Raw genomic sequence first — 12,818 nt, 5'->3', positions numbered from 1 at the left:
GTCGCAGTAAAGAGGATTTTGCCTGCGACGCTTTAGCGAGATTTATATTCCGCATCGCAAGTTGTCTATTAACTCAGCGGTTACTGCATACGTGGTATTTTACGCTTCTTAAAAAATTTTGGCACGGCAACACGCCATTCCTGGAAACCGCTTATACATGTTAGTCCCAATTTTCCGCTTCTTATCGATCTTTCCCCTGCCCGTCCTGCATGGCCTGGGCGCTGCGCTCGGCTGGGTGATTTACGCCATTTCCCCGTCCTACCGCCGCCGCATGCGCGAGAACATGCAAGGTGCGGGGTTTTCGCAACACTTGCACACGGCCGTGGCCGAAGCGGGCAAAAGCGTGCTGGAATTGCCCTTCATCTGGTGCGCGCCAGCCGAACGCGTGGCGCGCCATGCAACGGTGGAAAACTGGGAACTGGTGGAAAAAGCGCTGCAGCACGGCCGTGGCATCGTCTTCCTGACGCCGCACCTGGGCTGCTTTGAAATCGTCGCCCAGCAAATCGCGCTGCGCACGCCGCTCACCGTGATGTACCGCCCGCCCAAGCGCGCCGCCCTGAAACCGCTGATCGAAGGCGCTCGCGCGCGCGAAAACCTGATGCTGGCGCCAGCCAATATGTCGGGCGTGCGCATCTTCGCCAAATGCCTGAAAAAAGGACAACCGATCGGCCTGCTGCCCGACCAGGTGCCGCAAGAGGGTGAAGGCGTGTGGGCCGATTTCTTCGGCCGTCCCGCCTACACCATGACCCTGCCCGCCAAGCTGGCGCAGATGGGCGGCGCCGAAGTCATCATCACTTACGCGGAACGCCTGCCGGGCGGGCGCGGCTATGTCGTGCATTTCGTTCCCTTCACCGAGTCGCTAGCCAGCACCTCGGCCGAGCAGGCGCGCACCATCAACGCGGCGATGGAACAATTGATCGCGCGCAGCCCGGCGCAATACCTGTGGAGCTACAATCGCTACAAGGTGCCGCGCGGCGCGCCGCCGCCCACGCCCGCCACGTCCGATGCCGCCAAGGAGCAGGCATGAGACTGCTGATCGCCTTCATGTGGCTGCTGCACTGGCTGCCCTTGCCCATCCTCGGCCGTTTCGGCGTGGCCGTCGGCAGCCTGCTGTTCATCGCCATGCCCACGCGCCGCGACATCGCCCTGACGAATCTGCGCCTGTGCATGCCGGAGCTGACGGAAAAGCAACGCGTGGCGCTGGCGCGCCAGCATTTCCAGGCGTACTCGCGCAGCGTGTGGGAACGCAGCATCCTGTGGTGGTCGTCGGAAGCACGCCTGAACCGCCTGATCAAGAAGGTGCCCGCCTTCCCCGGCCAGCAGATCGCGGCCAAGCCGACCATCCTGCTGTGTCCGCACTTTGTCTGCCTCGACGTGGCCGGCGCCGCTACCGCCATGGAGATCTCCGCCTCGTCGATGTATGTGCAGCAAAAGAACGCCGCCTTCGACCAGGCCTTGCGCAACGGCCGTTCGCGCTTCAAGCCGCCCAAGCTGTTTACGCGCCAGGACGGCATCAAGACGATTCTGCGCGCACTGCGCGACGGCTTGCCATACTTCATGCTGCCGGACATGGATTTCGGCGAGAAGGATGCGGAATTCGTGCCCTTCTTCGGCGTGCCCGCCGCCACCCTGACGGCCACGGCGCGCCTGGCGCTGGCCGCCAAGGCGCAAGTCATTCCCGTCATCGCCACCTTTTTGCCCAATTACCAGGGCTGGCAAGTGACGTATTACCCGGCCTGGGACGACTATCCGGGCGACGACATCACGGCCGCCACGCGCCGCATGAACGAATTCATCGAGGAGCGCGTGCGCGAAGCGCCGGCCGAGTATTTCTGGACGCATAAACGCTTCAAGACGCGTCCGGAAGGCGAAGCGTCGTTCTATAACCAGCACAAGTGATACGGCAGACCATGAAACTTCAATTTACCAAGATGCATGGCGCCGGCAATGACTTCATCGTCATCGATGCCATCCATCAAGATATCGACTTCACGCCGACCCAGTGGCAGCGCCTGGCCGACCGCCGTTTCGGCATCGGCGCCGACCAGATCCTCGTGGTGGAAAAGCCGCGCCTGCCCGGCTGCGACTTCCGCTACCGCATCTATAACAACGATGGCGGCGAAGTCGAGCAATGCGGCAACGGCGCGCGCGCCTTCGTCAAGTTCGTCAGCGAAAAGGGTTTATCGACCAAGGACAGTATCCGCGTAGAAACCATGGCCGGCATCATCGCGCCGCGCCTGGAACTCGACGGCAGCATCACGGTCGACATGGGCGCGCCCGTGCTGGAGCCACAGCTGGTGCCGTTCGATGCCAACGGCATCGATGGCGTGGCGCAAGGCAACGACACTGTGTGGCCGCTGGACCTGGCCTTGCCGGGCCAAACCTCTCCCGTGCTGGTATCCGTCGTGTCGATGGGCAATCCGCACGCCGTGCAAATGGTCGATGATGTCGAGGCGCAAGACCTGGAAGTGACGGGTCCGCGCATCGAGCACCATCCGCGCTTTCCCCGCAGGGTCAACGCCGGCTACATGCAAGTCGTCGACCGCCATCATGTGAAACTGCGCGTATTTGAACGGGGCGCGGGCGAAACCCTGGCGTGCGGCACGGGCGCCTGCGCCGCCGCCGTGGCCGGCATCCTGCGCGGCTTGCTCGATTCCCCCGTGCGCATCAGCGCGCGCGGCGGCGAACTGTCGATCGCCTGGCAAGGCCCCGGCCAGCCCGTGCTGATGACGGGCCCGGCCGTGACCGTGTTCGAAGGCACGATCGAGTTGTAGACGGGTGAAAGTGAACAGTAAAAGTCAGGCCGCCAAAAACTGCTGTTCCTGCGCGACATCAAGTTCCGCCAGGTAGCACTTCAGGCGGTACAGGCGCTGCCGGTAATTGCCTTCCGGCCCCGCCACGCCGCAATCGACGCGCTCGAACAGGCGCACCGCCTGGTCGAGCAGCTGGCGCTCCTGCGCCGTGCGGATCAGCACCAGGCGCCGCTTGCCGCGCCCATGCGTGGCGCTGATATCGATCAGCAAACAATGCCCCTGGTCGGCTGCATGGATATCGAGCAGCAGCGCCTCGGCACGCGACAGATGAAAGCAGCGCGCCAGTGCCAGCCGCGCCGCCAGCAGGGGGTGGCTCTGGCCCAATTGCCGCAAGTGCCCATCGGCGTGCATGGCGGCGCACTGGCCCCAGTCGCCGGGTTCGCCTTGCGGCGCAATCTTCGCCAGCGCCGCCTCCGCTTCACGACTGCCTTGCGCCTGCGCCTGCAGCAGCCAGTACGCGGCCCGCACATCATTGTTGACGCCGTCGCGGCGATTGCGCCAGGCATGCATGCCGCACTCGAGCTGGGCCGGGCCATGCCCCAGGTCGGCGGCACGCTCCAGGCAGGAATGGGCTTCGACCACATTGCGTTGGGAAAATTCCGGTTTCGTATAGATGCGCGACAGCACGAACCAGGCTTCGGCCAGTCCCTGCTCGCCAGCCTGCGTCAGCCAGCGCACGGCCCGCTTGAAATTGGCCGCGCCATTGCGCGTGGCCAGGCGCTGGCCATGCGCATCCATGCGCGCATAGCCGAGCCCCAGCTCCAGCTGCGCCGTGCGGTCGCCGCCATGCGCGGCCAGCTCGCAACACTGCCATCCCTCGGCATCGCCGCCAGGCGCCAAGGCCTGGGCGCACCGCGACAGCAACAACACCTGCTGCGCGTCGAGGGCGATCGTGCGCGCCCCGGCCGCTGCCTGGCGTTGCAGCAATTCGCGCGCCAGCGGCAAGCCTTGCGACAGGAAGCCCGCATGGTTGCCCTGGCTCCATGCCTGCTCCAGCCAGGCGTACAGCGGCGCGTCGCCATCGAAGGCGTGCTCGCCAGCCAGGCTGGTGGCCGGCCCGGAAGCGGCAAGCGATCCCTCTTGCATGGATAACAACCATTGCGCATCGGGCAAGCCGGCGCGCACGGCGGCGTCCAGCGCCACGCGCGCCTTGGCGCGCATGGTTTCACAGTGGCTGGCGGCATTGCCCAGCACCAGCTGCGCCAGCACCAGGCCCGCCTGCACCAGGCCCGCGTCGAACGCCTGCGCGTAATACGGGATCAGCGCCTTGGCTGCCGGTTGCGCCACTTCGAACGGCACGTGCGTGCCGATCAGCAGGCACGCTTCCTCGCTATCCTCCTGGGCCGCCCGCGCCAGCCAGTGCAAGGCCGTGGGCAAGCTTTGCGGCACACCCTGTCCAAACAGATACACGCGTCCCAACGCCAGCTGGCAAGCAACATCGCCCGCGCGTGCGCCCTTGATCAATCCTAATGTTTCGCGATTTGCCATCGATTCTCGATATTGAGTCAATGATTCTAATAATAGTGAGTCGTCTCCAGGCCCATCAATGCAGGCCGTCCCTTAGTGTAACGTCCTTGTGTCATAAATCCGCCAAAGCCGGCTTAAGAACTTGATTCAACGCAACAATGTCCTGGCCCGGACACGCCAAGATGACGAGGCGCGGCTGGCGTGACGATGGGGAAACGCGTGCCCCCGGCGCAGGACCGGTAGAAACCGCGCGTTACAAAAATACAACAGGGGCATGCAGTTATGCCGCTTTTCACCAATCTTTTCACGCACATTTGACCAATCCCGCACGTCTTGCGCGCCGACGAATTAAGGTTCATTCATCGAAACGCGACAGTTAGCGTGTTTCAATCTGCTCGGATCTCGGACGGAACTCACTTTTAATAGGGAATAAGACATGAAAAAATCACTCGTTGCCCTCGCACTCTTCGGCGCCTTTGCCGCAACCGCACAAGCGCAGTCGTCCGTCCAAATCTACGGCACGATCGATGCAGGCCTGGGCAAAGCGACTGGTTCGACCACCGCTGTCACCAAGCGCGACAACAACAAACTGGGCTTCAAGGGCACGGAAGATCTGGGCAATGGCTTGAAAGCTATTTTCCAACTGGAAATTCGCTATGAATCCGACACCGGCACCGTAGAAAACACGTCGGGCGCCAATTCGCGTCCCCTGTTCCAGGGTCAAAGCCGCGTCGGCCTGCAAGGCAACTTCGGTACCGTGCGTCTGGGCCGTGGCCTGACCGCCTTCCAGGAATCGAGCACCGCGTTTGAACCATGGTCGGGCATGCCTACGCCAGCCGGTTTCCAAACCGACCTGACCGTTGCCGCCTACAGCAGCGATCCGCTGAGCGCGCCAGGCAACTCGCGTAACCGCTTCTCGAATGCCGTGTTCTACAACTCGCCAGTCATCAGCGGCTTCCAGTTCAACGCCACTGTCGCCGCCAAGGAAGCCAACGGTAACATCGCGGTTCCTGCGACGGCAGGCAACTACTTCGTGCCAGCCAATGCCGTGCCAGCGTCGAATCCGTACTCGGTCTCGGCTACGTACAACTACGGCCAGTTCGCCGGTATGGCCGCGTATGAGCGCAATGGCCTGCAAGCCAAGCTGTGGTCGGTTGCAGCATCGTTCAATCCGGTAACGGAACTGAAACTGATGGCATCGTACCAGCATCAGGATGATGGCAACTTCAAGATCATCAACACCGACACCAAAGCATGGCTGGTTGGCGCCAACTACGACGTCGGCCCAGGCAAGATTCGCGCTGGCTACGGTCAAAAAACACCAGACGGCGTGACCAAGACCAAACAAGCATCGCTGGGCTACGACTACAACCTGTCGAAGCGCACCTACCTGTACGCGGACATCTCGAACCGCAAGGATGCTGTTTCGAAGACCTACATCGGTCTGGGCTTGCATCACAACTTCTAATGGCCGACCAGTCACCCTCCACGGGTGATTGCTGAGCCAGGAGTACAAGGCGGCATGGGCAACCATGCCGCTTTTTTCATGGGCGCACGGAAAATGCATCGCTACCGTCCCCTTTGCGCCTATGGCGCCGCACTCTCGGTTAGAATGAAGTGTTCAACTTTCACTGACAGATATTCTCAATGACCGCCACACTCGATTCCAGCACCGTCGCCCAGTACCTGAGCGAGCACCCGAATTTCTTCGAAGAGCATACCGCCCTGCTCGGTGAGGTCAAGCTGAGCAGCCCGCTGACGGGACGCACCATCTCGCTGCAGGAACGGCAGATGGAAGTGATGCGCGACAAGTACAAGGCGCTGGAACTGCGCATGTCCAAGCTGAGCCGCCTGGCCGAGGAAAATGGCGACATCGCCAGCAAATTCCACGGCTGGAATCAGGCCATGCTGCAAGTGCGCAACGATGCAGACATGCCGCGCGTGCTGGTCGATGCCTTGCACAGCAATTTCGACGTGCCTTACGTCAGCCTGCGCCTGTGGCAAGTGCTGCCGGAACACGCCAACGGCTGGTTCACGGAAGATGTCACGGCCGATGTGCGCATGTTCGCCAACAGCCTGCAAACGCCGTACTGCGGCAGCAACCGCGATTTCGAAGCCGTGCACTGGTTGCAAGCGGATAAAATCGAATCGGCCGTCATGATCGCCCTGCGCGCGCCTGGCACGACGGGCACTTTCGGCTTGCTGGTGCTCGGTTCGCCCGACAGCGAACGTTTTACCTCGAGCATGGGCACGGACTTCCTCGTGCATATCGGCGCCACGGCCAGCGCCGCCCTGGCCGCGCTGCGCGCCGGCTCGCCTGCCTGAGTCAGCCATGAACGAGGCGCGCGGCAAGGCCGAGTGGCTCGACGCCTACCTGGCGCAGCTGGCCACGCAGCGCAAGCTGTCGCCGCATACCTTGGACGCCTACGGGCGCGACCTGCGCACCTTGCTGGACCTGAGCGGCAACACGCCCTGGATGGCGCTGGCGCACAACGAAGTGCGCCGCTACACGGCCAAGCTGCATGCCGGCGGCCTCGACCCGCGCTCGATCGCCCGCAAGCTGTCGTCGTGGCGGGGCTTTTTCAACTGGCTCAGCGGCGAGACGGCGCTCGACGCCAATCCCGTCGACGGCATCCGCGCCCCCAAGCGGGCCAAAACGTTGCCCAAAGCCCTGTCGGTGGATGACGCCGTGCGCCTCGTGGCGCCCGCGCAACACCAGCAAGGCGCTGCCGAACCGGAACAACTGTGCAACCGCGCCATGTTCGAACTGCTGTACTCGAGCGGCCTGCGCGTGTCCGAACTGACCAGCCTGGATACCCATTACTGCAAGGCGGAAAATGGCCAGCCCGCCTCGCTGGGCTGGCTCGACATGGCCAGCTTCGAAGTCATCGTCACGGGCAAGGGCAGCAAGATGCGCAAGGTGCCCGTCGGCAAGGCGGCCCTCGTGGCCCTGACCGCCTGGCTGGGCGTGCGCCCGCCAGCGGCCGATGGCAGCGCTGCCTTGTTTTTAAGCACGCGCGGCACGCGCATCTCGCCCCGCGTGCTGCAACTGCGCCTGAAGGCGCACGCGCTGGCGACGGAAATTCCCGCGAATGTGCACCCGCACGTGCTGCGCCACTCGTTCGCCTCGCACGTGCTGCAATCGTCGGGCGACTTGCGCGCCGTACAGGAAATGCTGGGCCATTCCAGCATCACCTCGACCCAGGTCTACACGGCCCTCGACTTCCAGCACCTGGCGCACGTGTACGACCAGGCGCACCCGCGCGCCAAGCTCAAGTAGGCGGCCGCACCAATGGGGCAGCCTGATCCATATCAAGCGGATGGGCGCGCATTTGCAAGCTTTTGCAAAATTCCGGCATAATCGTCCGCATTCTTCCGCTTGCGCGGCGGCACCACCGATTACAAGGCATCTCTCATGGCACTGATTCCAACCACCATCCTCACCGGTTTCCTGGGCGCAGGCAAAACCACCTTGCTCAACCGCATACTGCAGGAAGAGCATGGCATGCGCATCGCCGTGATCGAAAACGAGTTTGGCCAGGAAAACATCGACAATGAAATCCTGGTGCAGGATAGCAACGAACACATCATCGAGATGAACAACGGCTGCATCTGCTGCACCGTGCGCGGCGACCTGATCGTGGGCCTCACGGAACTGGCGCGCAAGCGCGACGCCGGCTTGCTGGCCTTCGACCGCGTCGTCATCGAAACGACGGGCCTGGCCAATCCCGGCCCCGTGGCGCAAACCTTCTTTGTCGACGAAGAAGTGGGCAGCCACTACATGCTCGACGCTATTATCACGGTAGTCGATGCCCGTCATGCCATGAAGCAACTGGACGAATACGAGGAAGCCCAGCGGCAAGTGGGTTTTGCCGACAAGCTGCTGCTGTCGAAAACCGACCTCGTCAGTGAAGAGGACGTGACCACGCTGACGCGCCGCCTGAAGCGCATCAATCCCCGCGCACCGATCGCCAAGGTCGATTTCGGCCGCGCCCCGCTGGCCGAAGTGCTCGACATCCGCGGTTTCAACCTGAATGAAAAGCTGGAACTGGACCCGGATTTCCTGGCCACCGAAACGGCGCACGTGCATGATCATGACCATGCACATGACCACGAACACGAACACGAACACAAGCATGAGCACAAGCATGACCACGCACATGAGCACACTGCGGCCTGCGCCACCGATTGCGGCCACGCGAACCTCCACCATGCGCAGCACAGCGACGATATCGCCGCCTTTGTTTTCAAGAGCACGCAACCGTTCGACAGCGCCAAGCTCGATGAGTTCCTCGGCGGCCTGGTGCAAGTGTATGGCCCGCGCATGCTGCGCTACAAGGGCGTGCTGCTGATGCAGGGCGCCGAACGCAAGGTGGTCTTCCAGGGCGTACACCAGTTGATGGGCAGCGACCTGGGCGCCAAATGGGGCGAAAACGAAGTGCGCGGCAGCAAAATGGTGTTTATTGGCAAGAATCTACCAAAAGACATTTTTATTCGCGGACTCGAACAATGTTTGGTATAAACTAGCCGGGTTTTGCAAAGTATCCGTTGCAAAGCAGAAACAAAAGGGAAAGTTAAGCACGCTTTCCCGCTGTCTGACACCCGTCTTGCTGGCATAAACCAACAAGTAGCCGTTTCTGATCGGCTAGTCAACAAATCGGGATGGCAATATAAAGCAAAGCGTGCCAAAATCAGCGACGAAAACGGCCCATGTCGTTCGCCTGTCATGAAATGCTGGCAAACTGCCGCTGGCCGCATGCCAGGCATGCAACCGATCCACCCAACACGCCTGTTGACGCGCGCATAGCGCGACTGGCATAGAGCGGTAAAAAGTTATCAACATGGCACCTTAGCCGGCCGGTAGTCCTGGCTTTCGCCGGCAAGCCAAGGTCGCACGCAGTACAGCGGGACAGCAATGCCAAGCGGAACCTGTACAGTTGCTCGGTATCGCCGCATCAACTGATCAATTTGAAAACTCTGTCGTATCGAAGGTAAGCGAAGTTATGACCAAAACTAATAAATCGACCCCGGCCGCCAACCAAGACATCCCTCTCATCAGCGAAGACCAAATTCGCGCCATGAGCGAAGATGACTACATGAATCCGGCACAACTGGCATTCTTCAAGGCGCGCCTGCAGCAGCTCGAAAAAGACCTGCTGAAAAACGCCGGCGAAACCACGGAACACTTGCGTGAAACCGTGCTCGTACCGGACCCTGCCGACCGCGCCACCATCGAGGAAGAGCATGCGCTGGAACTGCGTACGCGCGACCGCGAACGCAAATTGCTGAAGAAAGTGCAGCAATCGATCGCCAGCATCGACGCCGGCGACTATGGCTGGTGCGAAGAAACGGGCGAGCCTATCGGCATCCCGCGCCTGATCGCCCGTCCAACGGCCACCCTGTCACTGGAAGCCCAGCAACGGCGCGAACTGAAGCAAAAGCTGTACGGCGACTGATCGCCCTCCCCTTGCGCGGCCGTCCCGGCGGCCCGCGATGGCGCATAAAAAAGCACACAACCTTCGGTTGCGTGCTTTTTTTTCGTCCCGCGCCGACTACACTGAAGCAGGCACTGCCGCTTGCAATTGCCTTTTCCATCCCCACTTTTGAGCCATGGGCGCGCAATCGCATGGCCTTGCACGCATCGGCACGAATCTTTTGAGGTCACTATGGAACAATTTCACGGCACCACCATCCTCTGCGTCCGGCGCGGCAAGCAAGTCGCCCTGGGCGGCGACGGCCAGGTAACGCTGGGCAACATCGTCATGAAGGGCACGGCCCGCAAAGTGCGTAAGTTGTATCAGGGCAAGGTCCTGGTCGGCTTTGCCGGCGGCACCGCCGACGCTTTTACCTTGCTCGATCGCTTTGAAGGCAAGCTGGAAAAACACCAGGGCAATCTGCTGCGCGCCTCCGTCGAACTGGCCAAGGACTGGCGCACCGACCGCGTGCTGCGCCGCCTGGAAGCGATGCTGCTGGTGGCCGACAGCGAGTCGACCCTGGTCATCACGGGCAATGGCGACGTGCTGGAACCGGAAGACGGCATTGGCGCCATCGGCTCGGGCGGCACCTATGCCCAGTCCGCCGCCAAGGCGCTGCAGGAAAACACGGACTTGTCGCCGGCCGAAGTGGTCAAGAAATCGCTGACCATCGCCGCGGAACTCTGCATTTACACGAACATGTCGCACATCATCGAGACCCTGGACTGAGTCCAGGCACGCCCGAGCACAGAATAGAAAGCCAACTATGATCATGAACATGACCCCGTCGGAAATCGTTACCGAACTCGACAAGCACGTGGTGGGCCAGGCCAAAGCCAAGCGCGCCGTCGCCATCGCCCTGCGCAACCGCTGGCGCCGCCAGCAGGTTGCCGAGCCCCTGCGCCATGAAATCACACCCAAGAATATCCTCATGATCGGCCCCACGGGCGTCGGCAAGACGGAAATCGCGCGCCGCCTGGCCAAGCTGGCCGAGGCGCCGTTCATCAAAATCGAAGCGACCAAATTCACGGAAGTCGGTTATGTGGGGCGTGACGTCGACACCATCATCCGCGACCTGATCGACATCGGCATCAAGCAGACGCGCGCGCTGGAAATGAAGAAAGTGCGCGCACGCGCCGAAGATGCGGCCGAAGACCGCGTCATCGACATCCTCGTGCCGCCGGCGCGCGACTTCGGCTTCACGCCGAATACGGCAGCGGCCGTGGACAGCGGCAGCAGCAGCGGCGACAGCACGCGCCAGACCTTCCGCAAGCGCTTGCGCCAGGGCGAGCTCGATGACAAGGAAATCGAGATCGAACTGGCCGAGGCAGGCCCGCAGATGGAAATCATGGCGCCGCCGGGCATGGAAGAAATGACGGAGCAGATCAAGTCCATGTTTTCGGGCGTGGGCGGGCAGCGCAAGAAGGCGCGCAAGGTCAAGATCAAGGAAGCCTTGAAACTGCTGGTCGAAGAAGAAGCGGCCAAGCTGCTCAACGAAGATGAGCTGAAGCAGAAGGCCATCCAGAACGTCGAGCAGAACGGCATCGTCTTCCTCGATGAAATCGACAAGATCGCCTCGCGCTCGGAATCGGGCGGCGCCGACGTTTCACGCGCGGGCGTGCAGCGCGACCTGCTGCCGCTGGTCGAGGGCACGACCGTCAACACCAAGTACGGCATGATCCGCACGGACCACATCCTGTTCATCGCCTCGGGCGCGTTTCACCTGTCGAAACCGTCGGACCTGATCCCCGAACTGCAGGGCCGCTTCCCCATCCGCGTGGAACTGGAATCGCTGTCGATCTCGGACTTCGAGCGCATTCTCACCAGCACCGACGCCTGCCTGACGATGCAGTACGAAGCCTTGCTGGCGACGGAGAACCTGAAACTGCAATTCGCGCCGGAAGGCATCACGCGCCTGGCCGAAATCGCCTATTCGGTAAACGAGCGCACGGAAAACATCGGCGCGCGCCGGCTGCACACGGTGATGGAAAAACTGCTGGAAGAAGTGTCGTTTACGGCCAGCGAAGGCAGCAGCACCACGGAAAACCTGCTGGTGATCGACGCTGCCTACGTCAACGAACGCCTGGAAGCGCTGTCGGTCAACGAGGACCTGTCGCGCTACGTGCTGTAGGAAGGAAGGGGGAAACCGATGGCAAACAAGGCCTTGGCGACGCGGCAGAAAATGCAGTTCCGCGTCGAACCCTCGCAAAAACCGCGCAATCCGGTCGCCACTGCCGCCCTGCAGCGCGCCGCCGGGGCGCACGTGAAGACCGTGTCAGGCCAGCGCCAGCAGGAAAAACGCCTGCTGGCGAAATTGCTGTTGAAAGTCGAAACGGACAACTAGGCCGCCCGCGGACACCCTGTTCATAGGGCGTCCGCCATCAGGCCACTCTGTGCCGCAGCAGCATCCCCTTAGAAACGGTAGGACGCGCCCAGCGAAAACATGTCGACCTTGGTCGTTTGCTTGCTGTTGTACTTGACCGGCACGCGGTCCCAGTCAAGGTGCAGCGACCAGTTCTGGTTCAGCGCATACGCCGCGCCGATGCCGTAGGTCAGGCCGATCTTGCTCTTCTTGTCCGAACCGCCGCCCAGATAATCGACCTTGCCCTGCGTGTAGGCAGCGCCGGCGCGTCCGCTCAGTGTAAACGCGTCAAACTGGTAACCGAGCACGCCCTGCATGCCGAGGCCCGTGAACTTGCCGCGGCCCGCGCGCTTGCCGGCGCCCGTGTCGAAACCGGATTTGACCTCGCCACCCGTGTACCCCACCAGCTCAATCGAAGGCAGGGCCACGCCGCCCTGAAACGGCAGCGCGTCGAAACTGTAACCCAGGTAGGCCTTGCCATTGCGCTTGCTGCTCTTGTCGCAATCGCTTTGTCCGGCGATGCAATCGAGGCCGGTGCTGGCGCGAAAGCCATAGCTGGCGCCCGCATAGAACGGACCCGGTGCCGGTTCGGCTGCGGCGGCATGCAGGGGAGCGATGGCGGCCAGCGCCAGCAGCGCTGCTGAAAAATGAAATTTGGAGAACATGGATAACCTCTACAAGTGGATGGATTGCCTGGTTGTA

General features: G+C 62.0%; 13 protein-coding genes. 11 read left to right on the top strand and 2 right to left on the bottom strand.

Going from position 1 to position 12,818, the window contains the following annotated elements:
• Positions 1 to 157: 157 nt before the first annotated feature.
• From AC3IQ7_RS02705 to dapF, 3 genes are read left to right on the top strand one after another with little or no spacing between them, the layout of a single operon-like run.
• Positions 158 to 1,027, top strand: a complete 870-nt coding sequence (locus AC3IQ7_RS02705) for a lysophospholipid acyltransferase family protein (protein ID WP_489208305.1) — start codon at positions 158 to 160, stop codon at positions 1,025 to 1,027.
• Complete coding sequence (locus AC3IQ7_RS02700) at positions 1,024 to 1,899, top strand: LpxL/LpxP family acyltransferase (protein WP_322426646.1); 876 nt, start codon at positions 1,024 to 1,026, stop codon at positions 1,897 to 1,899. The genes AC3IQ7_RS02705 and AC3IQ7_RS02700 overlap by 4 nt, the downstream gene beginning before the upstream one ends.
• 11 nt (positions 1,900 to 1,910) lie before the next feature.
• Positions 1,911 to 2,774 carry a diaminopimelate epimerase gene (gene dapF / locus AC3IQ7_RS02695; protein ID WP_489208303.1) on the top strand — a complete coding sequence of 288 codons (864 nt, stop codon included), beginning with the start codon at positions 1,911 to 1,913 and terminating at the stop codon, positions 2,772 to 2,774.
• A gap of 24 nt (positions 2,775 to 2,798) precedes the next feature.
• Here the strand turns inward: dapF and AC3IQ7_RS02690 are convergent, their stop codons facing one another.
• Entirely contained in the window at positions 2,799 to 4,301 is a 1,503-nt protein-coding gene (locus AC3IQ7_RS02690; protein WP_099377873.1) for a tetratricopeptide repeat protein, read from the bottom strand.
• A gap of 415 nt (positions 4,302 to 4,716) precedes the next feature.
• Here AC3IQ7_RS02690 and AC3IQ7_RS02685 point away from each other — a divergent pair, with 415 nt between their 5' ends.
• The 8 genes from AC3IQ7_RS02685 (at position 4,717) to AC3IQ7_RS02650 (ending at position 12,098) form a co-directional block, all read left to right on the top strand.
• Positions 4,717 to 5,748, top strand: a complete 1,032-nt coding sequence (locus AC3IQ7_RS02685; RefSeq protein WP_099377872.1) for a porin — start codon at positions 4,717 to 4,719, stop codon at positions 5,746 to 5,748.
• Between the two features lie 179 nt (positions 5,749 to 5,927).
• Positions 5,928 to 6,605: a DUF484 family protein gene (locus AC3IQ7_RS02680; protein ID WP_099377871.1), complete on the top strand. Its 678-nt coding sequence runs from the start codon at positions 5,928 to 5,930 to the stop codon at positions 6,603 to 6,605.
• 7 nt (positions 6,606 to 6,612) lie between these two features.
• A complete protein-coding gene (locus AC3IQ7_RS02675) occupies positions 6,613 to 7,560 on the top strand; it encodes a tyrosine recombinase XerC (RefSeq protein WP_489208302.1) in 948 nt (315 codons plus the stop codon).
• 135 nt (positions 7,561 to 7,695) lie between these two features.
• On the top strand, positions 7,696 to 8,802 hold the full coding sequence (locus tag AC3IQ7_RS02670) for a CobW family GTP-binding protein (protein WP_489208301.1): 1,107 nt from the start codon (positions 7,696 to 7,698) through the stop codon (positions 8,800 to 8,802).
• A gap of 481 nt (positions 8,803 to 9,283) precedes the next feature.
• A complete protein-coding gene (dksA, locus tag AC3IQ7_RS02665) occupies positions 9,284 to 9,736 on the top strand; it encodes an RNA polymerase-binding protein DksA (RefSeq protein ID WP_034753066.1) in 453 nt (150 codons plus the stop codon).
• A gap of 210 nt (positions 9,737 to 9,946) precedes the next feature.
• The gene (gene hslV, locus AC3IQ7_RS02660) at positions 9,947 to 10,483 is read left to right on the top strand and encodes an ATP-dependent protease subunit HslV (protein ID WP_010394217.1); all 537 of its coding nucleotides are present in this window, start codon (positions 9,947 to 9,949) and stop codon (positions 10,481 to 10,483) included.
• A gap of 43 nt (positions 10,484 to 10,526) precedes the next feature.
• Positions 10,527 to 11,885 carry an ATP-dependent protease ATPase subunit HslU gene (gene hslU / locus AC3IQ7_RS02655; protein ID WP_322426640.1) on the top strand — a complete coding sequence of 453 codons (1,359 nt, stop codon included), beginning with the start codon at positions 10,527 to 10,529 and terminating at the stop codon, positions 11,883 to 11,885.
• Positions 11,886 to 11,903: 18 nt separating this feature from the next.
• Positions 11,904 to 12,098 carry a hypothetical protein gene (locus AC3IQ7_RS02650; RefSeq protein WP_322426639.1) on the top strand — a complete coding sequence of 65 codons (195 nt, stop codon included), beginning with the start codon at positions 11,904 to 11,906 and terminating at the stop codon, positions 12,096 to 12,098.
• Positions 12,099 to 12,166: 68 nt separating this feature from the next.
• Here AC3IQ7_RS02650 and AC3IQ7_RS02645 read toward each other — a convergent pair whose 3' ends face one another.
• Positions 12,167 to 12,781 (bottom strand): outer membrane protein, encoded by a 615-nt coding sequence (locus AC3IQ7_RS02645; protein ID WP_099377867.1) that lies wholly within the window; start codon positions 12,779 to 12,781, stop codon positions 12,167 to 12,169.
• Positions 12,782 to 12,818 lie beyond the last annotated feature (37 nt).

Source organism: Janthinobacterium sp. GL_088 (assembly GCF_057837845.1).
This window is presented reverse-complemented; position numbering and strand designations above follow the sequence as displayed.

Coding starts and splice junctions, on each gene's coding strand:
- AC3IQ7_RS02705 (WP_489208305.1), top strand. CDS start 158: ATGTTAGTCCCAATTTTCCGCTTCTTATCGATCTTTCCCCTGCCCGTC.
- AC3IQ7_RS02700 (WP_322426646.1), top strand. CDS start 1,024: ATGAGACTGCTGATCGCCTTCATGTGGCTGCTGCACTGGCTGCCCTTG.
- dapF (WP_489208303.1), top strand. CDS start 1,911: ATGAAACTTCAATTTACCAAGATGCATGGCGCCGGCAATGACTTCATC.
- AC3IQ7_RS02690 (WP_099377873.1), bottom strand. CDS start 4,301: ATGGCAAATCGCGAAACATTAGGATTGATCAAGGGCGCACGCGCGGGC.
- AC3IQ7_RS02685 (WP_099377872.1), top strand. CDS start 4,717: ATGAAAAAATCACTCGTTGCCCTCGCACTCTTCGGCGCCTTTGCCGCA.
- AC3IQ7_RS02680 (WP_099377871.1), top strand. CDS start 5,928: ATGACCGCCACACTCGATTCCAGCACCGTCGCCCAGTACCTGAGCGAG.
- AC3IQ7_RS02675 (WP_489208302.1), top strand. CDS start 6,613: ATGAACGAGGCGCGCGGCAAGGCCGAGTGGCTCGACGCCTACCTGGCG.
- AC3IQ7_RS02670 (WP_489208301.1), top strand. CDS start 7,696: ATGGCACTGATTCCAACCACCATCCTCACCGGTTTCCTGGGCGCAGGC.
- dksA (WP_034753066.1), top strand. CDS start 9,284: ATGACCAAAACTAATAAATCGACCCCGGCCGCCAACCAAGACATCCCT.
- hslV (WP_010394217.1), top strand. CDS start 9,947: ATGGAACAATTTCACGGCACCACCATCCTCTGCGTCCGGCGCGGCAAG.
- hslU (WP_322426640.1), top strand. CDS start 10,527: ATGAACATGACCCCGTCGGAAATCGTTACCGAACTCGACAAGCACGTG.
- AC3IQ7_RS02650 (WP_322426639.1), top strand. CDS start 11,904: ATGGCAAACAAGGCCTTGGCGACGCGGCAGAAAATGCAGTTCCGCGTC.
- AC3IQ7_RS02645 (WP_099377867.1), bottom strand. CDS start 12,781: ATGTTCTCCAAATTTCATTTTTCAGCAGCGCTGCTGGCGCTGGCCGCC.